This window comes from Mesorhizobium sp. WSM4833 (assembly GCF_055811095.1).
The window spans coordinates 488,887-509,687 of record NZ_JBVVQG010000003.1; the positions used below are offsets into that span (position 1 = coordinate 488,887).

13 protein-coding genes and 8 pseudogenes are annotated in these 20,801 nt (G+C 58.8%); 11 read left to right on the top strand and 10 right to left on the bottom strand.

Translation table 11 applies throughout. The annotated features are described in order from the left end of the window. Positions 1 to 39: 39 nt before the first annotated feature. Positions 40 to 309: a hypothetical protein gene (locus AC0L2D_RS08215; protein ID WP_245267560.1), complete on the bottom strand. Its 270-nt coding sequence runs from the start codon at positions 307 to 309 to the stop codon at positions 40 to 42. Between the two features lie 151 nt (positions 310 to 460). Next, positions 461 to 750, bottom strand: a pseudogene (locus tag AC0L2D_RS08220) (recombinase family protein); the annotation flags it as partial. Here AC0L2D_RS08220 and AC0L2D_RS08225 point away from each other — a divergent pair. From AC0L2D_RS08225 to AC0L2D_RS08240, 4 genes and pseudogenes are all read left to right on the top strand, one after another. Next, positions 751 to 954 (top strand): annotated as a pseudogene (locus tag AC0L2D_RS08225) (transposase); the annotation flags it as partial. 106 nt (positions 955 to 1,060) lie between these two features. Beyond that, positions 1,061 to 1,126 (top strand): isopentenyl transferase family protein, encoded by a 66-nt coding sequence (locus tag AC0L2D_RS08230; RefSeq protein ID WP_473540789.1) that lies wholly within the window; start codon positions 1,061 to 1,063, stop codon positions 1,124 to 1,126. A 257-nt stretch (positions 1,127 to 1,383) separates the two neighbouring features. Further along, positions 1,384 to 3,069, top strand: coding sequence for an NAD(P)/FAD-dependent oxidoreductase (locus AC0L2D_RS08235; protein WP_473540763.1), 1,686 nt, complete (start codon positions 1,384 to 1,386; stop codon positions 3,067 to 3,069). 114 nt (positions 3,070 to 3,183) lie between these two features. Then, positions 3,184 to 3,555, top strand: a pseudogene (locus AC0L2D_RS08240) (DDE-type integrase/transposase/recombinase); the annotation flags it as partial. A gap of 320 nt (positions 3,556 to 3,875) precedes the next feature. Here the strand turns inward: AC0L2D_RS08240 and AC0L2D_RS08245 are convergent. After that, positions 3,876 to 4,046: a hypothetical protein gene (locus tag AC0L2D_RS08245; protein WP_473540764.1), complete on the bottom strand. Its 171-nt coding sequence runs from the start codon at positions 4,044 to 4,046 to the stop codon at positions 3,876 to 3,878. An 842-nt stretch (positions 4,047 to 4,888) separates the two neighbouring features. On the opposite strand from AC0L2D_RS08245, the gene AC0L2D_RS08250 reads away from it, so the two are divergent. Continuing rightward, a complete protein-coding gene (locus AC0L2D_RS08250) occupies positions 4,889 to 5,263 on the top strand; it encodes a hypothetical protein (RefSeq protein ID WP_027161678.1) in 375 nt (124 codons plus the stop codon). A 41-nt stretch (positions 5,264 to 5,304) separates the two neighbouring features. Then, positions 5,305 to 6,825: a radical SAM family RiPP maturation amino acid epimerase gene (locus AC0L2D_RS08255; protein WP_473540765.1), complete on the top strand. Its 1,521-nt coding sequence runs from the start codon at positions 5,305 to 5,307 to the stop codon at positions 6,823 to 6,825. An 810-nt stretch (positions 6,826 to 7,635) separates the two neighbouring features. Here AC0L2D_RS08255 and AC0L2D_RS08260 read toward each other — a convergent pair. After that, positions 7,636 to 7,852, bottom strand: a pseudogene (locus tag AC0L2D_RS08260) (transposase); the annotation flags it as partial. Positions 7,853 to 8,087: 235 nt separating this feature from the next. On the opposite strand from AC0L2D_RS08260, the gene trxA reads away from it, so the two are divergent. The 3 genes from trxA (at position 8,088) to AC0L2D_RS08275 (ending at position 14,518) form a co-directional block, all read left to right on the top strand. After that, on the top strand, positions 8,088 to 8,408 hold the full coding sequence (gene trxA / locus AC0L2D_RS08265) for a thioredoxin (RefSeq protein ID WP_473540766.1): 321 nt from the start codon (positions 8,088 to 8,090) through the stop codon (positions 8,406 to 8,408). A gap of 294 nt (positions 8,409 to 8,702) precedes the next feature. Then, entirely contained in the window at positions 8,703 to 13,880 is a 5,178-nt protein-coding gene (locus AC0L2D_RS08270; RefSeq protein WP_473540767.1) for a shikimate kinase, read from the top strand. A 125-nt stretch (positions 13,881 to 14,005) separates the two neighbouring features. Further along, positions 14,006 to 14,518: a DUF192 domain-containing protein gene (locus AC0L2D_RS08275; protein ID WP_473540768.1), complete on the top strand. Its 513-nt coding sequence runs from the start codon at positions 14,006 to 14,008 to the stop codon at positions 14,516 to 14,518. An 81-nt stretch (positions 14,519 to 14,599) separates the two neighbouring features. On the opposite strand, the pseudogene AC0L2D_RS08280 reads toward AC0L2D_RS08275, so the two are convergent. Next, a pseudogene (locus AC0L2D_RS08280) lies at positions 14,600 to 15,293 on the bottom strand (Tn3 family transposase); the annotation flags it as partial. Between the two features lie 392 nt (positions 15,294 to 15,685). Here AC0L2D_RS08280 and AC0L2D_RS08285 point away from each other — a divergent pair. After that, complete coding sequence (locus tag AC0L2D_RS08285; protein ID WP_473540769.1) at positions 15,686 to 17,041, top strand: aspartate aminotransferase family protein; 1,356 nt, start codon at positions 15,686 to 15,688, stop codon at positions 17,039 to 17,041. 194 nt (positions 17,042 to 17,235) lie between these two features. Beyond that, positions 17,236 to 17,464 (top strand): annotated as a pseudogene (locus tag AC0L2D_RS08290) (LysR family transcriptional regulator); the annotation flags it as partial. Between the two features lie 13 nt (positions 17,465 to 17,477). On the opposite strand, the gene AC0L2D_RS08295 reads toward AC0L2D_RS08290, so the two are convergent. The 5 genes and pseudogenes from AC0L2D_RS08295 to AC0L2D_RS08315 form a co-directional block, all read right to left on the bottom strand. Continuing rightward, positions 17,478 to 18,290, bottom strand: coding sequence for a TIM barrel protein (locus AC0L2D_RS08295; RefSeq protein ID WP_473540770.1), 813 nt, complete (start codon positions 18,288 to 18,290; stop codon positions 17,478 to 17,480). Between the two features lie 416 nt (positions 18,291 to 18,706). Then, positions 18,707 to 19,161 (bottom strand): annotated as a pseudogene (locus AC0L2D_RS08300) (transposase); the annotation flags it as partial. Between the two features lie 36 nt (positions 19,162 to 19,197). Beyond that, positions 19,198 to 19,272: pseudogene (locus AC0L2D_RS08305) on the bottom strand (IS6 family transposase); the annotation flags it as partial. A gap of 193 nt (positions 19,273 to 19,465) precedes the next feature. Then, positions 19,466 to 20,362 carry an alpha/beta hydrolase family protein gene (locus AC0L2D_RS08310; protein WP_473540771.1) on the bottom strand — a complete coding sequence of 299 codons (897 nt, stop codon included), beginning with the start codon at positions 20,360 to 20,362 and terminating at the stop codon, positions 19,466 to 19,468. A gap of 101 nt (positions 20,363 to 20,463) precedes the next feature. Continuing rightward, positions 20,464 to 20,763 carry a tautomerase family protein gene (locus AC0L2D_RS08315; protein WP_473540772.1) on the bottom strand — a complete coding sequence of 100 codons (300 nt, stop codon included), beginning with the start codon at positions 20,761 to 20,763 and terminating at the stop codon, positions 20,464 to 20,466. Between the last annotated feature and the right edge of the window lie 38 nt (positions 20,764 to 20,801).

Below are 20,801 nucleotides of genomic sequence, written 5' to 3' on the forward strand. Positions count from 1 at the left end.
CGTTCCATATATGCGATTTTGGCTAACAATCCGAGAACGTCACGGCTTGTTCTCCTTGGCTTGGAGGAGCATGGCGACGTTTTCGGCGGCAAATTTGAACCCTCTGCGGTCGGGAATTCGCTCAGCGGAGATCGGGTAGCGTGGCCGCTTTGGATCGATGCCGGTGATCCGGAACCGTTCGCTTCCGGTGCGGAACTCGCGTCCGAAGTCCGAAGGGGCCAATCCGAATTGCTCTGCCAAGAACTCGAACCTGTCTTTTTCGAGATTGAATGCGGTGCCGTCGGAAGCGGGAATGCTGACGCGGAACACGGGCTCGAAGAAGAAGCCGGTATCCGTACCGTGCCATCCGGCGCCCTAGATGACCAGGCCATGGTCCTCAGCGATCTTCTGGCAGACTTCGAGCATGCGGGTCTGGATCTCTTCGCATGTGGCGTCAGACGGGTTATGAGCCTGCCCTTCATCATTTGCCCTTCCTCACCTGATAGACAGTACCGCGTGAGACGCCGAGATCGCGGGCGATCTGTGTTGGGCCCTGACCCTGTTTAAGCCTTTGCTGGATCGCGTCGCGGTCGATTTTCGGCGGGCGGCCCTTGTATGTGCCGCGCTTCTTGGCGGCAGCGATTCCCTCCGCTTGGCGCTCGCGCCGCAGATTGGTCTCGAACTCGGCAAAGACACCAAGCATGTCAAAGAAGGCCTTACCGGCGGCGTCGACGTATCGACAGGTTGTTCTGTCGCGGAGAGATGCGCGCCATCCTGCCACTGCCGCCGAAATCACCGGAGCTCAACCCGGTCGAAAACCTCTGGCTCGTATTGCGCGAAAACTGGCTGTCGAACCGCATCTTCAAATCCTATGACGATATCGTCGCCCATTGCTGCGATGCTTGGCGCAAGCTCGAAAACCAGCCTTGGCGCATCATGTCCATCGGCCGAAGAGAAAGGACAAATGGGTTCTGATCAGTAAGGAAGCGTATTATATTACATATGAAACGTAATAATAATTCAATGAGTGGGAATTTAGTGATAGAAAGAAATAGATAATATTGATAGTTAGCAAGCACTAATAGAAGATATTGCGCAAGAGTATTTGGAGCATGCTCGGTGGCAGGAGCGAGACTTCCCCATATGAGAGGAATGCGATGTATTTCGGCCAATCCATTCTCATCCAAATAAATATGCGTCAATCGTCGATTAGTGATATGCGTTTGAAGTGATTTTATTACTAAGTACTAAAGCTGGAAAGGTCTCTTCTAATACGCACCGTTAATTGCGCCTCCTGTGAGCAGCAATTGTTGTGCTGTGGCCAGCGTTCCAATTTAACAGGGGAGGCATTCTGAGGGCGGCTACACTAGATCTCAAGAAATATAGCTATCACCGGAGAGCGGTATGCTGAACAATACCATCGCAAGAAATTCGTTGCCGAGTATCGATCTTCTGTATGATTATGGACCGTTCTTGCGATTGAGCGAGTCTGAAGGTGGTATTGGGAGCTTTGCTAAAAACAGCCGGCGCCCGCGGGTTGGCATTGTGGGCGCCGGCATCAGTGGCTTGGTTGCGGCGACTGAACTTTTGCGCGCCGGAATAACGGACATCGTGCTATTTGAGGCGCGGGATCGTATGGGTGGGCGGGCTTGGTCACAAATCTTCGACCCGCGCGAACCGCATCTCATTGCCGAGATGGGCGCTATGCGCTTTCCTTCCAGCGCAACCTGCCTGTTCCATTATCTGGACAAATTGGGGATAGATACCGCAGCTTCCTTCCCCGATCCGGGCATCGTGGATACCGAGGTGCACTATCGAGGTGCGCGTCATTTATGGCAGGCCGGCGAGTCTCCGCCGCCACTGTTCAGACGCGTTCATCAAGGATGGCAGGCTTTGATAAGCGACGGTTACGTGCACGAAGGGATTCAACTGCCCGCACCGGCAAAGATCACAACTTTGCTTCGGTCGCATCGCTTTGACCAAGCTCGTGACGCATGGCAGGCCTGGCTAGATTCGTTTCGCGACATCTCCTTCTATTCGGCCCTCGTCACCATCTTTACCGGACCGCAGCCACCAGGGCGCGTACCTTGGAAAAGGCCGGAAGATTTTGAGCTTTTCGGATCGCTGGGGATTGGGTCTGGAGGCTTTTTACCTGTGTACCAAGCCGCGTTTACTGAGATACTGCGTCTAGTAATTAACGGGTACGAGGACGATCAGCGCCTGATTATGGGTGGGATCTCCCTGTTGGTGAAACGGTTGGCTGAACAGGAGCTTAACGGTGTGAGTTTGCGGCAGTGTGTCCGCTACGGTCATGTAAACCGTATTTACAAACAGGGCGGTCAGATTCTCGTGACATGCGCAGGAGGGCAGGTCGTGCCTTTTGACCGCGTCATCGTCACTACCAGCAATCGAGCTATGGAACTGGCCCATCGTCTCACGGCGGATGGAACCTTTCTTACTAACGAAGTTTTGCGAGCGGTCAGAGAAACTCACCTTACCGGCTCTTCCAAGCTGTTTATGCTGACGGAAAACAAGTTCTGGTTAAAAAAGGGCTCGCCGACATCCATCTTGTCAGATGGCCTTGCCAGAGGGGTTTACTGCCTGGACTATCAGCCAGATGATCCGGATGGTAAGGGCGTGGTGCTGTTAAGTTATACATGGGAAGATGATGCCAACAAAATGCTTTCCATTCTGGACAAAAAGGAACGGTGCCAGCGTCTGGTCGATGATCTGGCCACCATTTCCCCTGATTTCGCCCGCCATCTAGTCCCGGCTAACGGTGACTATGAACGTCATGTCCTGCAGCACGATTGGCTGATGGATCCATATTCAGTAGGTGCCTTCAAGCTCAATTATCCTGGTGAAGACATCTATTCAGAACGGTTATTTTTCCAATTCTCTACCGCAAAAAGACCGGAAGAAGACACGGGCTTGTATCTCGCAGGATGTGGATGCTCCTTTACCGGCGGGTGGGTCGAGGGCGCGGTACAAACGGGCTTGAATGCCGCATGTGCTGTTATCCGCAGCAGTGGCGGCCAGCTCTTGAGCGGTAACCCTATTGATTCGATGAATTCCGCATATCGATATTGAGAACCGGTAAGTTAGCCTTCTTTAGAAAAGGCTTCTTAAATATTTGCAACGTCCACACTCAAGGAGATTTGCAATCAAATACTGGCCGGGAAAACTTCGGCGTTGGACTGGAACCGCCGCAACACTAAAGCGGCCAAGCGCTTGCTGACGCGGCTGCTGAAGAAGCAAGGCGTCGCGCCGAAGCGCGTGATCACCGACAAGCTGCGCTCCTATGAAGCAGCCAGGCGACAGGTGATGCCGGACGTCGAGCATTGGTCGCATAAGGGATTGAACAACCGTGCCGAGAATTCGCATGTGCCGCTGCGAAAACGGGGAGCGGATTATGCAAGGCTTCCGATCACCAGGAGCACTGCAACGCTTGGTTTCGATCTTCTCGGCTCTGCGCAATCTCTTCGTCCGCCCCGCTCAAAACGCTCCGCTCTCGCTACACATATTCACCGCCTGCAGGCCATGGGGGAATGGAAAGCCGTGGCCATGGTCAGCTGACATCAGCGGCTGCAGGTCTCGACGCGTGTATATGCAGACAACGTGACATCCCCCTCGCAATGTTTCTATTGCCGGGACGAAGATCCCAGCTTCAGCCTTAAAGAACTTTCTGACCACCTCGCAACGGTATTCGAGCTGTATTACGACCGCACCTCCGACGAGCCGACGTCAATGCAGTATGCAATGCAGAATGACAGGAGTCGGACTACGAATGGGACCGCGAGGGGGAACCTGTCTCAGCGGCCGGCGCGGATCGTGATGCCGAAGAAGCCTTTGATCTCCGAAGAGCGCCGACGCGAACAGGACGAGCGCATAGCCGCTCAGATGGACTTGGTGAAGAGGATCGTCGGATGACGATGTTCGTTAAAACCCGGGCTGCGCTCACCGTGCGGGCTGCTTTCGAAACGGCGGTCAAGATGCGATATCCGGTGCTTGCGGTCGGCAAAGCCGGACTCGGAAAGACCGTAGCGCTCAACTGGATAGTCGCCCAAAGCGGCGCTGCCATTGCGAGGTTGCGCAGCATACCGAGGCTATTAGGCCGATGTTCCTGATGCTGCATGAGGCCTATGGCGTCCCAAGGGACAGCAAGCACACATATGATCTTGCGAAGGATTGCATGAATTTTTTTTGCGCCCGATACGGCCCGACGCGTCCCTTGCTGGTGGACGAATATTAGAACTTCACACCCACTGTTTTGCGGGAGCTGCTCCATCTTCAGGAGAGGTGCGGCTTCGCTTTACTGCTCGCCGGCAACACTCATCGGTTAGCGGGCACGAGGCGTGATACCCACGCTGTGGACCAGATCGAAAGCCGTATCGGCATGCGTTTCGAGATCGGGCAGCCGACGCGGGAGGACTGCATAAGGATCGGCGCCGGAGAGCCGACGCCTACGAAGCGATTGTTATCTAAGGTGAGAACACCTCGCTTCGCGCCCTTTGCCACCTCCTCCAGAACTGCGCTGCCGTTACCAATGGCGTTGGCAGCGAGACCACGCTTCGTGTCATGTCATGCGGCAGCGACAGCGCGCCAGCTCGGCATGCGCGGCTTTCCCGCACCAATACAGCCGGCCACAATGGTGTGGGAATCCACCCGCCCGGATGTTTTAAGGCGAAAAGCCGAATGGCTCAGCTACTCGGCCACGATCCGAAAGATCCAGAAAAAGGTCGGTAAGTTGACATCGTGCGGTCAGATAGCGCGCAAAATCAGAGATTGGAGATTGGTATGAAGCTTGCTGGTACATCAGCGTATGAAGCTTGCAGGTACATCAGCCGATCGCTTGTGGAGAGCGAGATGGCTGGATAGCTCGGACACTTAGGAGAGGCAGGAATTAGCTATGGCGCGAACTGACGTAGAGCGATTCATCAACGAGTTGGGAAAAAAAGGCAGTCCGCTTGAAAACCTCAAACGGCGTGCTGGAGGGCTTGCGTCGATTGTGGAAGTTGCAAAGGACCTCGACTACAACATCACACTTGACGAGATTAAAGGCTTTATCCGATCGAACAGGCGAGAAAAACCAAACAGCAAGAAGTTTCGCGCGACTGCGGGCCGCAAGGGTGGTTCGAGTGTTTCGACCTTGACCAGCCTTGTACACACCAATGCGGCTAATTGCGCTCCGTGTACATCCATGAGCCCTGTTGAAGTCGGAGGAAAAACTGCAGTCGTCGCGGTCGTTATCGTCATTGTGATAGTTGTAGCGGTCGCGAGCTAGCTCTGATCGCATTGGCTCGATGGAGCCGGTATGAAGAGAACATGATCGCAGAGCTTGTCAGCGAGAAGATAATGTCATCAGTCGGACAAGGGGCCGCTGCAACGGCTCATCTCTACCATCGGAGCGAACGCTGGCGGCAGATTTTTAATCGGCGCACGCCGAAGGAACGGCGAAGTTTGTCACATATCAAGCGCTTCATGGAGCGGCTGGCCGGTGACGGGAAATTCCGTAAGGCGCTTTCCGAGAACCTCGACAACCCTCGGATAGTGACCGCGTGCTACGGCATCGAAGTTGACCCAATGGAGATCCTGCCGCTCTGGTGCGGTGACTACCTGAAGTATCGCTTCAAGCCGGAGTCTGCCCCCTGGCCGCTGGCTATGATGTGGGATGAGTATACGCGGGAGATGTTACGCTATCGCGACCTCATGCGCGGCCAAGGCGAAATGTCCACTAACAATCCTCGCTTTCATGTCTGGCGCGAACGCCAAATCCGGCGCTGTAACGACGAAATGGGCGAATTGGCGCCGTCGATCTCGCACTCCGTCATCGCTTTCGAGCTGAGCGAAGGCTGCACCGTCGGTTGCTGGTTCTGTGGCCTCTCGGCAAGTACCTTCAAAGGTTACTATGAATACACTGAGCAGCATGCAGAGGTTTGGCGCGGCGTGCTCCGTGTGGCGAGCGAAATGTTTGGTTCCGCAGTCCGCACGGGCTTCTGTTACTGGGCCACAGACCCGATCGACAACCCGGAGTACGACCGTTTTCTGTTCGACTACCATCAAATCACGGGCGAATTGCCACAAACGACGACGGCGGCACCGCTCAAGGATCAGGCACTCACCAAGCGCGTGCTCGAACTGTTTGAACGCTACGGTCGCGTGACCAATCGGTTCTCGGTGCTAAGCACGGACCATCTTAATCAGATACACGCGGCGTTTTCGCCCGAGGACCTGATGGGGGTCGAACTCATCCTGCAGGGCAAGGACGGGCCGATCGCAAAGGCTTTCACCGGGCGCGCACGCGCGCGGAAGGAGAAACTCAGGGCGTCCGGCAAAGATGCCGCAATCGCCGTGCCGGAGGGCTGTCCCACCACTATCGCCTGTGTTTCTGGCTTTCTGGTGAATATGCGGCAGGGACGTTTACAACTGGTGACGCCGGTACCGGGGAGCGAACGCTGGCCTCTCGGGTACCGAATCGTGGCTCAACGTTTCTTCAGCACGCCCGACGAATTCAGGGAAGGTCTGGATAGCATCATCGACGAGAATATGCTCGAAAGCCCGCCTCCCAACCGGCCAATTCGCTTCCGCGGAGACCTGCAGTACGAGGTGGGGGACCACTGCTTCCATCTCCGCTCACGCAACATTGAGCATCGAGTGCTCGACGGGGAGGTTCCGATTCCCATTGGCCATCTAATCGCGATTGGGAGCTGTACAGCCTCGGAGCTGATTATGAGGGCCACGGATGGAGCGAGCGTCCTTGCAGTCGCTGACCTGCTCGATCAGCTTTACGCGGCTGGGGTGATCGAAGAGGACCTCGACGACGTTTCGCTTGGTAGAACGGGATGACGGGCGCGGGCCTCGGGCCGCGGGCTTTTTTGCCCTGCGTTCGAATCCGATAAAACGGGCTATCGCGGCCGGTCCTCGACGACATCGAGGTGCTCGCCGACGGCTTCGCCAAGGACAATGGCGCCAAGCTTACCGAACGCTCTATGCCGACGGTTGGCATTGAATCATTGGCAAGCCAGGCCGGCGTGGCGTTCCCCTCACGGATCCTCTGGTCCCCGGTCCGTTGCGCGTATCGTGCGCGCGGCCAGGCCGCGACATCTCTCCATTTGGTGATTTCACGAGCCCTCCTTCACGCAGCGCGACGGCACCTTCAAGTGCATCCCGGCAACGATTCGAGATGCCAAGTCTCTTGGCGCAGACTGGCACCCGGTGCTCGATGCCGTCCGGCGACAGGGCAGACTGTCTGGCACGCCTTGCCGCTCGCTGAGCAACGCTTGCGTGATGCGCCATTTGCGCGCGCTTTGGGATGTGCATCGCTTCCGCATTGCGCCGCAGAATCGCCGTTCTCGATTGCCGCGTTGCGCGGGAACGCTCGCTTGCCGCGTCGCATCGGATACCGGCCCCGAGCGGGTTGACGGGCGCATTCGTGTCACACTGCGGCCAAGGCGCGAAGCCGCCCAGACCACCGGGACGTGCGAACCGACGGCCAAGGCCATGCGGTCGGCACATCCGGGCGCACGACCAACAGCATTTTTGTCAGCGGGCCGCTGGCGCGTGGCAGCGTCGGTAAGAAAGCCGGGAAATTCTACCTTCCGGCGGTCCAAAGAATGGTATCGGAGCAGAACACTGCATCGTCCTGATCGAAACGACCCTTGCACGGACGGGGCGGGTCATACCATTTTTTGAAGGCAGCTCGCGAAGGGCGGCCACGTAGAAGCATCTGCTCGGCCAGAAGCTTCTTCAGCTTCGCGTTCTCCTCTTCCCAAGGCCTCAGCCGCTTCGCCTCGGAAACGGCCATGCGCCGAAATTTGGCCTTCCAATTGTAGGTCGTCGCTTCGGAGATCCCATGCTTGCGAGCCAGTCCAGCATGTCCGATCTATCCACATTACGAATGTAACCCGTTTCGACGTTGACGCTTCAGAATTTTGGATCTTCATTAAAGGACACGCTCCAATCGACGCATTCGATATTGAACGAAGGTCCATTTGCCGCTCGCAAAACTTACATCACCTCACTCGGGCTCAGTCAAAGTGGAAACAGCGTTCGGCTAAGCCGGAAACCGCACACTTGATTCAACATCTTCTTCGGTCAAAGGAGCAGCCATGGCTACCGTGAAAGTCGATATCAATAACTTCCAGTCGGAAGTTCTGGAATCCGCAGCACCCGTCGTCGTCGATTTCTGGGCCGAATGGTGCGATCCCTGCAAGATGATTGCTCCGAGTCTCGAGGAAATCTCCGTCGAGATGGAAGGCAAGATCAAGGTCGCCAAGCTTAACATCGATGAATACCCGGAGCTCGCCGCCCAGTTGGGCGTGCGCTCCATTCCGGCGCTCGCGATCTTCAAGGGCGGCGAAGTGGCCGATTACTCGGTCGGCGCCAAACCGAAGGCAGCTCTTTTGAACTGGATTTCGAACGCTGCCTGATCGATATCGCTCAGTCTGTACCGCAATGAAAACCGTAGATTCTGCCCGCAAAGCGGAGGGTTCATAGTGATTTATGGGCGTTTTGTACAGGGTTCACCCCTTTGAGCTTCAGCCTGATGTCGGTGCGATCAAGCGGCGAAGAAGCTTTTCATTGCGGCGTTGTCGAGGGAGTTGCCGTTGCGTGAATGCTGCGGCTTTCAAGCATGCCGTTGCAGGGTCGCGTGACCGCACTCAACCCAATGATCTGTTGTTGACAGGCTTAGGCGATGCGTTTTGCTGGATCGGAGAGGGAATATGGGCAGCACCGGAGAGTTGGCCGGACAAGCAGGGCGTCCGGATAGCGAAGGAGGCCCGCACCGCATCTCCGACGCAATGTCGGACCAGCAGAAGACGCGCGAAGAGACGCTTGCCATCGCCGGCGCGGTGGTTGCCCGCGACGGCAATCTCGACCGATTTTCGGATTCAGAGTTGGCCGATTTGGTGAACGGCTTCAGCCGATGGCCGGACCAGCAGGAGACGCGTGAAGCGACGCTTGCCATCGCCGGCGCGGTGGTTGCCCGCGACGGCAATCTCGACGGATTTTCGGATTCAGAGTTGGCCGGTTTGGTGAACGGCTTCAGCAGATGGCCGGACCAGCAGAAGACGCGTGAAGCGACGGTTGCCATAGCCGGCGCGGTGGTTGCCCGCGACGGATTCTCGGATCAAGAATTGGCCAATCTGGTGAACGGTTTCGGCAAGTGGCCGGAAGAAGAAAAAGCACGCAAGGCGATCGTTGCCATCGCCGGCGAGCTCGGTTCCAAGGGCCGTCGCTTCAGGACTTTCAGCACGCCTGCGCTAGTCAGGATCGCCAACGGTCTGTCGCGGTGTATCGAGGAGGGAGAGATCGCCGGCGAGGTCGCCGAACCGGCCTTGCTGAAGGACCGCCTGCAGCAGCTGGCGCGCTACCTCCAGCATGCCGAGGATCGGCTGCAGCAGGCCGATGTCCATGCGATCGCGGGTATATTCAAGGCGTTGGGCAAGGCGCAGTTGTTGGACGATCTCGGTGTGCTGACACAGCCGGGGCTGGATAGGCTCGAGGTGTTACGTGCCGCTCCCGGGTTTAAGCTCGACAACAACCTCGAGACGATGGGCAATCTTTGCGCCTCCCTGCTGCCACTAGCTCGCAGCCCGAAGCCGGCGTTGCGCTGGCACCGCAGGTCGGCGCTGAACCTGCTCAACGCCATCCAGCCGGTGGTGGAACACAAGATCGATGCCCATCTCAAAGCAGGCGAGGCCGAGCGCACCAGCGGCGCCAATGCGAGCCGCTGCCCGGCGCTTTCGATCCATGAGGTGCTCAAGACCCGGGCGGTGCTGGAGAACCTCTACCGGCTGCCCTATGTCGAGGGCGACACGCTAGCCTTGAAGCGCAGGCGGAAAGAGCTGCATGGCAAGACCAGGCAGATACTGAAGAGCGCCCGCACCCTCATCGACGCCGGCCGTTCCTACAGAAGCTGGAACGTGATCGCCGAGATCGAGGCGAAGGAGCCGCTCGAAGCGCTCGACACCTTCATGGCGCAGAACGCATCGATGATCCAGGCCCAGCATGCAGCCGCCAGCTTCGATGTCCATCGGGTCCTTCAGGCCATGGACCAAGAGCCGAGACCGCCGCAAGGCGATGCCGGACTGATGCGGCTGCCGGTGGTCGACATGCAAGGCCGGCCGCTGGCCAGCGAAGCCGAGTTGCGCTATTCCACTTTCCACCGCTTGACCTCGGGCGCGGTGAAGGTGGTGGCGGTGCAGCTAAAGGGAACTCCGACTGCCGCCATGCTGATACGCACGGTCGCCGTGGAGGGCGTGCCCTACCGCATCGACCTGTTCGGCGGCAGCAAACTGAAGCCGCCGCAAAAGAGCCTGAACCAGCTTGCCTCTCAGCTGCCCTTCACGGCCGAAGAGGCCCCGAGCGGCAAGCTTTTGGCGATCCCCTATGCCGAGACGGCTCCGGGTACGGCCTTTGAGCAGCTTTCGCGGGCCTGGGCGCCGTTCAAGGAAGCCTATTACTATACCCAGCGCCGTGGATTTGCTGCGCCGCCAGGCATCCCCGACATTGGCCCGCATGATTATGCGCTGGAAGGGTGCTTCAAGCTGTCCCTTCTGCCCGACCGCCCCGCAGGCGCAGTGCATCCCTTCCGGTTGGAGGGGCGAGACGGCGAGATCGCCTTGCGGCCGCATGACGGCTGCGGCTTCATCAGGGCGTCGCTGGCCGAGCGCATGCCGTCCATTGCCCGGGCTCGCCACGACGCTCCCGAGCGGATGCCTGCCTATGCCGATAAAAGGCAATCGGCGGTACCGCCCTCGGCGCTGCAACATTATCCGCGCAGCGTCGAGGTGGCACAGGAGACGCGCGAGAAGGCTCTGGCATGGCTCGAAACCCATCCAAGCCTCACCGCCGAGGAGCTGTTCCGGACGGTCACGGGCGGGCATATCGAGGGTTCGAGCGCTATCGCCGTGCCGTCCAGCGACGAATGCCTGCATGTGCCGACGGGCAAGAGCAAGACCTTGACCCGTGACGCTGGCGTGCTTGTCGGACGCTCCCCCTATGACAAGCCCAACCTGCGCCCGTTCGCCGCCGACCGGGTCAGGTCGGCGCGCGATGGCGATCGGACCGCGGGGTTCCTGGATCGGTGCGTGGCCTTCCAATACAGCTTCAACGTCGCGCACAGGTCGGGGGCTAGGCTTGCCGCCGACGATCCGACCTTCTTTGCCAAAGGCGTCTTGATCGTTGTGCCCGACGAAATGTGGCCGGCGGACTTCGCCGAGCGCGGGGTGGTGATGTCTGCCGAGGACGTAAAGTGCCATTCGCACTGGCTGGAGGAAAAGGACCGGGTCAAGGCCGACACCGCGCTCGAGTGCGTCGGCATCCTGCAGGCGACGGAGGTGATCGCGCCCGGCTCTTTGGTTGCGGTTCCGAGCGCCGAACAAAAAATGCTCGACGGCGATTTTGACGGCGACAGCGTCGTCATCATCGGCGACCACCCTCGCCTTTACGAGCATGTGCGCCAGTTCGACGCGCAACTGCAGGCGCGCGGCATCGCCTCGATGAAGCCGCCGAAGTCGCACACACCGGCCATTGAGAAAGGCGGCTACCAGTTCAGCCGGTCCAAGCAGATCCTGTCGACCACCGGGCTGGTGCTGGAGACCTACAGCTGCCTGCAGCGCAACCTGCTGGCGCAGCCGCTGGAGGCGCAACGCTGGTTTGCCGAGCGTGCCATCTTCGGCACCTACGAGGGCATTCATCAAGAGCTCAAGGCCGACATCCGCGCACTGTTGCAGGAAGATCGGCCGGATGGCCAGACCCTCCATGAGCTGATCGCCAGGGCGGGGGAAGACAGCAAGGCCGCCAGGCATCCGGTGGCCTGCGAACTGGCCGCGTTGCTGGTGGCCGAGCTCCAGGATTGGAACCTGCAGCTCAATAGCGAGCCGGCTCATGAGCAGTCGGACGTCAAGCAGCAGTTAGCGCGATCCGTGGCCTCAATTGGCGCGAAGCCTGCCGTCAGCGCCGACGCCGGCGCGCTCTTCCCGAAACTCAGAGAATCCTATCCGGCAACCGCTGACGCCAGGAAGCGCATCGACTTCCTGCTCAACCACTACCAGCCGCGCATTGATCCGCGACCCGACGGCTACAACCCTCACGATCTGCATGAAAGCGCCATCAATCTGTTGAGCGTCGGCATCAAGGTCGGCACGGACGCCTACAAGTCCGATACCGGTGCGCGGGTGTTCATGCAAAAAACCACCGAATTGCAGCGGCTCTTGGAACGGAGGCCGGGCTTCAAGTCGGCGCCCTATGTCAAGGCGCAGGCGGCAAAGCTCCACCAGGGCCGGTTCGAGGTCGATGACAGCCTGGCGGATCTGAAGGACAACCCCACGCTGGCGGCCTCGGTCATGGAGACCTCGATCAGACTCGCCGTCGAAACCCGCATTCTGCCCAGCGCCATAGCAATCTCGGCCGACGACGACCCCGCCAGCAGGATAACGCTGAGCAGCGAACAGGCCCTGGAGCGCGCTAGGCTCGAAGCCGCCCCCACCGAAGCGCAAGAAAGCGCGATTACCGAAACTGTGCATGCGGTTGCCGAGCTTTTGCGGCAGGACGGCATCGAGGTGAAGGTGCCGCATCTTGACCAACGGTCGCGCGGGCATGTCTGGATAGCCGACGAGTTGACCGGCCAGAGCGTGAGCGCGGCGCCGGAGGCCCAACTGGTCGCCAATGCCGTGCGCCATATCTTCGAGATCCCCGACGAGACATTTACGCGCGCCTTCAGGAAGGCGGCACTGGCCTTCGAGGAGCGGGACTGCAGCGAGGTCGAGACCACCAACTGGTTCATCAGGATGGACACGCCGCGGTTACGCGGCGTTCACACGGCGTTCAGAACCGCGCAGAACTATCGCTTCGAGGTCGAGTTCCATACGCCGGCCAGTTACCGGGCCGAGCTCGCGCAGCGCGCGCAGAGCGAATGCGAGATGGTCCCCATTCCCCGTGGTGCCTGGGAGATATTACACTGGGGCTCGTCAGCAGAAAGCAGGTCGAGGGCGGCAGGTACCTCCAGGTCGCTCACCGTCGCAAGACAACAGATTGCGGTCGCTCGCTCGCCGCAAGCCGGCGAGATCGTCGCGGCCCTCGGCACGCGGCCGGTGGTGCTCGTCGGCATGCCGGCGAGCGGCAAGTCGAGCATCGGCCCCCAGCTTGCCAAGGAGCTGGGGGTGGAGTTTGTCGACATCGACAAGCTCATCGTCAAAATGCACGGCAATATTGCGGATATATTCAAGCGCAGTGGCGAGCTGTGCTTCAGGGAGCTGGAGGCTAGAGAGCTCGCCGAGCAGCTGAAGAAAGGGCCCATGGTCATCGCAACCGGCGGCGGCGGCTTTGTCAAGCAGCACAATCGAGACCTGGTCCGCGAGAAGGCGGTGTCGATCTGGCTCAATACCGACCTGCAAGAGATCGGCAGGCGTCTCAGGGGCGACACCAGCCGGCCGCTGCTGCAAGGCCCCGACAAACAGCAGCAGCTCGAAAACATGTTAGAAGAGCGCCGGCCAGACTACCAACAGGCCGATATCAGGGTGGTCCCGCCCTTTAAAAAAGACAAGAAGAACGCCGGCACTTGCGTGAACGAGCTCTACGCTTTCCTGTGCAGCAGGGAGAGAGAAGCCGCCCTGACGCCCGCTGCCGAGATATCAGATGTCTCCGGTGCTTCCGGCTCCGCCATCGACTTGCCTCCGACAGCACAGCGCATGCGCGACGATCATGACAACCGCTATGATCGCGGGGGCGGCGTCGTGGAAACCATCCAGGCGCCGGCGGCACCAATGAGTGAAGGTGAACTGCCGCCGCCCCGCGACACCCTCACTGCCGACCCGCAGTCTTTGCTGGCCGGCAACAACCCACGAGCGGATTTAGCGTCTTCCACGAGAAGCAGAGAACGCTCAAGTCGAGGATAAGATTAGGCGGCAACAATCAGGGTTCTTTCGTAGGTTTGGTGGTACGCGCCGAATGTAATAAAACTGGGAATCGCATGCATAAAGTAGTCGTCAGAAGAAGGACGATTTCCGGCCGAGGATTTCGAATGACTCACACAAACTGGCTGACAATGGGCATACTTTGCGCGGCGATCGCCTTTGTCGTCGCCACAGGCGCTTTCTTCCATTCGCAGCAACCGGCTTCGGCCGACAGCCGGGCGATGATCCTTGCCGTCGACCCGCAGCCGCTGGTCGCGGTGACGAAAGGCGGCGAACGCTCGTTTTCCGTCGAAATCGCCGACACCTGGGCCGAGCGCGACGCCGGCCTGATGTTTCGCGATGAGATGGCCGACGACCATGGCATGCTGTTCGTGTTCGAGGAGCCTCGGGATGTCAGCTTCTGGATGAAGAACACGCCGATGCCGCTCGACCTGATCTTTGTCGGCCAGGACGGCAGGATCCGGGCGATCAAGCAAGGCAAGCCGCAATCCAAGGCGATGATCTCGCCCAGCGAGCCGGCTCGCTTCGTGCTCGAGCTCAACGCGGGCACGGCAGCCAGGAGCGGCATCGCGGACGGCGATTTGTTGCGTCACCCGGCAATCGGCACTGCACCCAACTGAACGCGCAGGATCGATCGCAGATGCAGTTTTTCTCCCATGACGGGTCCCAGCGACACGCCAAGATCGAACGGAGCATGAACGTTATGCGGCGTGGCGTAACCGAGCCGGGGTCGAGCGATCGGAAGCCTTCAGGTATCTCATGTTCTGTATCCCAGGTGTAGATTCCGGTCAGATTGATGTGTTCCGAGCTCAGCGGCGAGACGTGATTGGGCAGCTGATCCAGAGTCTCGCGATGCATTTCTCGCAAGTGGGTGACGGCCCGTTCGATATAGACCGCGTTCCAATTCACGATCGCACTAACGAGGCCCGGAGGCGCGCAAGGCCTGGCTTTCGAATGATCGGTCGCGGATTTCACCGCGGTCGTGGAACAAGACGGTGCGCTTCAGTTTATGCGCAGCTTCGCCTTGCTGAGCTCAGCTTGGGAGCGCCGACGCAACATCGGACTTGAGTATCATTCGTGTGAAGAGCGAGCGCTCGACCTTATCGAGTTCCCGTAGCGCCCTTGCGAGCTGGACGCGGACAGGTTCCTCAGGATCGTATACGGCACCACGGACCGCGTTGTGATCGACGCCGCCAGATGGAGAAACATGTGGAACTTCCGATCTTTTTTGGGCAGTCGCGGTGCGAACCGATTGCAGATCAGCGAACAGCCCGAAGTCGTGATCACTCGAACCGCCCGTATCAGTAAAGTCTCCCTGGATATCGAGGACCGTGATCGAATGGCCCATCGAGCACATAGGGCCGCCTCGTTTTCGGTCGGACTGATGAGCAGAATGGGCGCAACAAGGCAGGATGGTCTGCGAACAGTTCGCGGTTGAGCCGTCGGCGGCAGGCAGTGTAACAGATCCTTCAAAGAAATTGATAGACTCTTAGCAACTCCAAACCGCCGCCCATGCTAACGACATAGACTCATTGAAAGCCGTCTCGTTGGCCTTCTTCTTGTTGGAGCTGACTTGGGAAGCATCCCGATCCGTGTTGATGGTGTAGCCATCCATATGAAGCCTCGCCGTCCACCCCCGCGGCCCAATCACCACGATCGGGCAAGCTGCGATGACAAAGGCTTAGTTAATCCATTGAGCATCTCACGCTTCCTCCAAGTCGCCGAACAACAATGGCATCAAGGTTTCGCAGCGCCTCGCCATCTCGACAAAGTCAAGGAGTTCGGACATGAAGCGCATTTCAAGGCTGGGCCACAACCGGGGAGAGGTTGTTGGGCCGAGATCGCGCGACGAGTTTCAGCGTTCGCTAAGGATCACGCCAGGCGGAAGCATGCGTGCTGCGCCTTTCTTCGCTCCACACCCGCCCTATGCTGTGTCAGGAGCGGGCTGCTGGATCACCGACGCGGACGGCAGGAAGATCTTCGACTGCGAAAACAATTTCTTCTCGCTCGTTCACGGCCATGCCTTTCCGCCGGTGATTGAGGCGCTGCACAAGGTCCTGGACGACGGGACCGCATTCGGGCTTCCGACCACAAGCGAGACCAGGCTTGCGGAAGCACTCACGACGCGTTCGCCGAAGCTTGAGCAGGTCCGCTTTACGAGTTCCGGCACCGAGGCCGTCATCTTCGCTGTCAAGGCCGCTCGCGCTGTTACAGGGCGCCCTATGATTGCCAAGTTCGAGGGCGCATATCACGGCGCCTATGACTATGTGGAAGTGAGCCTTGATTCTGCACCAAACAACTGGGGCAATTCGTCGCCTAACAGTGTGCTCTACGCCAGTGGAACTCCCCCCTCCACCGCCGCGGATGTCCTTGTCCTTCCTTACAACGAGCCCAAGTCGTGCAGAGAGCTCATCCGTAAACACCATGAGCGTCTCGCCGCGATCCTTTTCGATCCAGTTGCTTCCCGCGTGGGCATGGTTCCGATAGAGGTGGATTTGCGGGATGTGATCCAGGATTGCTGTCACCGCTACGGTATCCTGCTTGTGGTCGACGAGGTCGTTTCATATCGCGTCGGTTTCCGCGGAGCCCATGACGTCTTCGGCGTTGAGCCTGATCTGGTTGCTTTGGGCAAGATCATCGGCGGAGGTTTGCCCGTTGGGGCAGTAGCGGGGCCTGCGTCGCACATGGCAGTCTTCGATCACACCAATGGTAAACCAGCCGTCTCCCACGGCGGCACGTTCACCGCCAACCCGCTCAGCATGACAGCTGGGCTGGCGGCACTGCAATCATACACGAAGGATGCCGTGGTCCGCCTTAACCAGATGGGCGACACGCTTCGCAGTGATGTCACCGAGCAACTCAGAAGGCGCGAACTCCCCGCGCAAGTTACCGGCATGAGCTCCCTCTTTCGGCTCCACCTGAAGGCTGAAGTTGTCCGAAACTACCGGACCTCGTTCCCAAGCGTCTTGCAGAAGGCTGCGCTGGCAAAGGTGCACCGTGCAATGCTGGAACAGGGTTTTCTGATGACGCCGAATTGCTCTGGCGCGCTGTCGACCTCGATGAGCGAGACCGATATCCAAAATCTAGCCGCAGCGCTCGTGGATGCCGTCCATGAAGTTTGGAAGCAATCTCCGTGGGACTGATCGAACAAACGGTGGAAACGCAGTCGCGGCAGCGCTCGCTCGGCGGCCCCGCGGACATGGGACGAGGTCCGACGGGAAATGAATAACCGCCCAATCAAATAGCCGCCGATGTCGTTGGTCTTTGAAGCAACTTCGCTGACCATCTGCTTTACACTCGCCGGCATTTCGGTAATTCCGCGCACATCTTGCCGGCGAGCATGATCCCGCCGATGGTCTCAGGCACAGCGCTTATAGCGACCATGCCCTCCCGGCTGGTTGAGCTTTTCAAGTCTTCCCACTAAGATCATCTAACTTCCGCTGCGCTTCCCGCATTTACCGAGGCGCTGCAATGGCCCGCCCTTCACAACAGTGATGTGGCAAGCGTCTGGGGAGGCTTCTCTAATGACTTCTCCGCGGGACGCTAAAAAAGGTCGCATGCCCTGATTGATACCGCGTCTCACGCCGCCACTCGCGTCAATAGCCCGTGTCGGACGAGATCGATGCTCGCGGCAAGCGCGCCTGCGAGGTCGTCCTGCGGGTCGGCTGCGCCCAGAAAAGGAGCGAATGAAAAGGGTCCCCCATAGCCGCCATCAAGCAGCGCCTGGATCTGGCTGCCATTGTCTGAACCGACTAGGACGCGATCCGGGTAGATCCAGTGGATCGGATCGTTCACGCTTGAAATGTGCACGAGACCGGTCAGTTCGCAAGAGAAGAATGGCTCTCCGGCGAGCGTGTGATGAAATGTGTCGTGCACGAGCCGGAAGACGGACTGGCCATCAATGGCGGCGATGGCCTTAGCCGCTTCGTTCTTCGATCGAAGCGAGCAGGTCTGGAAGCCCAGCGGCTCGATGAGACCGATCAAGCCGCGCGACTGGAGGATCGGCTTGAGAGCCTTCAAGGCAAAGCGGAGATCGCCCCTGCGCTCGCCATTGGCGGGCCAGGAGCCGTCGTTGACCGGCATTAGCATGAGCGTCTTGGCTCCGCAGGCCGCCGCATAATCGGCGAGCTTGTTCGCCTCGGTCTTGCGGGCGGGTGTCCACTCGTTGAAGCGCTGCAAGGCATTGATGGAAATGATCCCAACGCCTACTTCGGCGGCGGCAGCCCGGACGTCCGCCGCCGGCATACCGCGTGCAATAGCATTGCTGTACGGTTGGCTGCGGATCTGGACATCGGTCAGGCCCTGGTCACGGGCAACAGCGAAAAGTGCCCTGACGTCGAGTCCGGGCGTCGCCATTTGGTCGAGTACAAAGCGGGGCGCTGCTTGGCGCATGGCTTGGCTTTCCTTCAATGTTCCCGGAAATTTTTCTGCGACCCTATTGCGACACTTGAAGCGAGACAAACGATTAGATCAGATGTTTTCCATCTGAAAAGGAGATGGCTGACAAACAACGCCGAACTCAGGTTTTTCCAGGCGGGTTTGAGAGCAAACACACGGATTGGAGCACAATGGCTGGCCATGGTGCTCCGCTTGCGCGTGCCATGTGGCCAAACTCATTGTAAGACGCTTGAGGTCAGCACTGCTGCTCTTCAGACCGAGGTCCAACAAGCAAATCAAGATCAGTAAGTGTGACTGTCGTCGAAGGTGCCCCGCAGCAGCCGAGTGCCCAACTGTGGTATGCCTCTAGTTTGCACACGATGCTCGCACGATGGGGCCGGGACAAGAACTGCAAAAGATTTACGAGGCATTTAGCAACCGGAGGCAGCTATGGTTGATTTGATGATGATTCCTCCACCCAGGCTTCAGCGGACGCCCCGTGGCGGCGCCAAACGCTCAGTAGCTGCAGCGCCGGCGGGCACGCGCGACCAGATGGTCCTCAAGACTTCTAGACCATGCCTTGCCGAACGGCGCACCCGGATAACACGCTGTGACCATCGGAAGCCAACCTCGTGGAAATACAGGTCGGTATGCTGCGGGCTGATAAAAAGACGCCGGCGATGGTACGGCGGACGCGGGAGTTGAAGCCCTCTACCGATTAGCCGTGGACGGCATCGCGACATACTCACCACCGGGATGCTTCACCGTCTCGCGCTTGGCAAAGCTCTCACGAATGGCCGTGAATGCTTCCAATCGTCGCTCATCAAGTGAGCTCTCGACTCGATCTGCGCTTCATGACGCGTTCGCTTGCTCGCGCTGAGAGACCGCGGCACGAGCCTCATCCGGCAGGAGCGCCGGTCGTAGTCAGGCCGTAGGCCAGATACCAGCGAACGCAAAGCAGACTGACGGTCTGGTGGAAATGGCGGCCCTTGAACATCTGAACTCTCCGGCGAAACTACCAGAGGCCGTGCCATGCGCCTGGTTACCGAAGACGGCGGATGTACTCGGGAACCGGGTTCACGCGGACAGGCATCCTGCATGAAGGATAACCGAACAGGCGAGCGTTACCGCTTTCGCTCCGCCAATCCGGCCGGCTTTGCCGGCCGAGCGAGCGCTGTTCGACGCGCAGGCTATTCGCCGTTGGACTTTAGGAAGGCGACCGTCGCTAAGATCAGCTTGTCCACGGTCTTGGCACTCCGTTCAACGCCGAAACCATGATCAACGGGTTCAGCCCACAGTTCTTCCGGACCGTCGTGATAAGCGAGCAACGACTTGGCGAGAATGGGTTGGGGAAAGACGATGCTATCGCGCGTGCCGACCGCGAGGAACAGCGGCCCCTTGTAGCGCGAGATTTCGCCGGCAGGCTGCACCGCGTAGAGGCTCTCGAAAAAGCGGCCTTTCAATGGAATTTCCTTCCCATCTCCGACGCGCTTGGCCGGATAGACTTTATCGCCCACCGTCACAGCTTCCGCCATCTGCTTCTCGCCAAATATGGAGATGAACGCTGCCGGAAGATTGATGCCGGGGTTCCAGAGCACGACAGACTTTAAAGGCGTTTTCGTCCGGCCGGCAACTGCTGTCGTGACCGCACCGCCCAGGCTCATTCCCATCAGCGAAATGCGTTTGGCGTCGACGCTGTCATTCGTCGATAGGAAGTCGAGTGCGGCTTGTGCGTCCGTTATCTCGGTTTCGACGGTCATGTCAGCGAATTTGCCGTCACTCTCGCCGCTGCCTCGAAAATCGATCCGAAGCGAAGCGATGCCATTCTTTGCGAGCACCGGCGCGGCACGCCCGAACAGGCCTTCCTTCACTGCCTGCGAACTCCATTCGTTGCGGCTGCCGGTGAAACCGTGAAGCATCAGGATGACGGGAGGATTCGCGACATCATCCGGAGTGACCATTGTGCCTACGATTGTCTGGCCTCCGACTTGGAACTTGGTGATGGCCTCCTTGGCTTGCGCCGAAACTAAAAAAGTTGTCATCAGCATTCCCAGTGATGCTGCAACGGTTCGGTGTAGTTGTTTCATAGCTCACTCCCTGTTGTTCGGATTTGCGCGGCCGGTCAAAGCTATTGGCGCGGCCGTATCGGACTGGTATTAGTTATTGACTTCTTTTTCCGCCGCGATGCCTAATTTCCGCGAAGCTCGCTGGTTATGAATTGAGCTCGACCAAGGCCGAAGGACCAATCCGCGTCACCATTTTCTACGATACTGACCACAACATCTGCAGGGTCGATCGCACACACATCCAAAAGCCCTCTTGCAACGAAACGATAGAAGGCCTGTTTGTCGTCAGTTGACCGTGCTCGCGAGATCACCTCGATAATGATCAGCCTGTCACTGCGAAAAAGGTCGAGACCGGTATCCTCGGCGCGCATATGCGCTCTCTCGTGTTCGATCAGGATCTGATAACGATCGGCGGGCGGCACATGGAAAGCCCTGACCACCGCCTCATGGATGCAGTCGA

Excerpts from the sequence above, each read along its gene's own strand:
- AC0L2D_RS08235 (WP_473540763.1), top strand. The coding sequence starts at position 1,384 with ATGCTGAACAATACCATCGCAAGAAATTCGTTGCCGAGTATCGATCTT.
- AC0L2D_RS08250 (WP_027161678.1), top strand. The coding sequence starts at position 4,889 with ATGGCGCGAACTGACGTAGAGCGATTCATCAACGAGTTGGGAAAAAAA.
- AC0L2D_RS08255 (WP_473540765.1), top strand. The coding sequence starts at position 5,305 with ATGATCGCAGAGCTTGTCAGCGAGAAGATAATGTCATCAGTCGGACAA.
- trxA (WP_473540766.1), top strand. The coding sequence starts at position 8,088 with ATGGCTACCGTGAAAGTCGATATCAATAACTTCCAGTCGGAAGTTCTG.
- AC0L2D_RS08270 (WP_473540767.1), top strand. The coding sequence starts at position 8,703 with ATGGGCAGCACCGGAGAGTTGGCCGGACAAGCAGGGCGTCCGGATAGC.
- AC0L2D_RS08275 (WP_473540768.1), top strand. The coding sequence starts at position 14,006 with ATGACTCACACAAACTGGCTGACAATGGGCATACTTTGCGCGGCGATC.
- AC0L2D_RS08285 (WP_473540769.1), top strand. The coding sequence starts at position 15,686 with ATGAAGCGCATTTCAAGGCTGGGCCACAACCGGGGAGAGGTTGTTGGG.
- AC0L2D_RS08295 (WP_473540770.1), bottom strand. The coding sequence starts at position 18,290 with ATGCGCCAAGCAGCGCCCCGCTTTGTACTCGACCAAATGGCGACGCCC.
- AC0L2D_RS08310 (WP_473540771.1), bottom strand. The coding sequence starts at position 20,362 with ATGAAACAACTACACCGAACCGTTGCAGCATCACTGGGAATGCTGATG.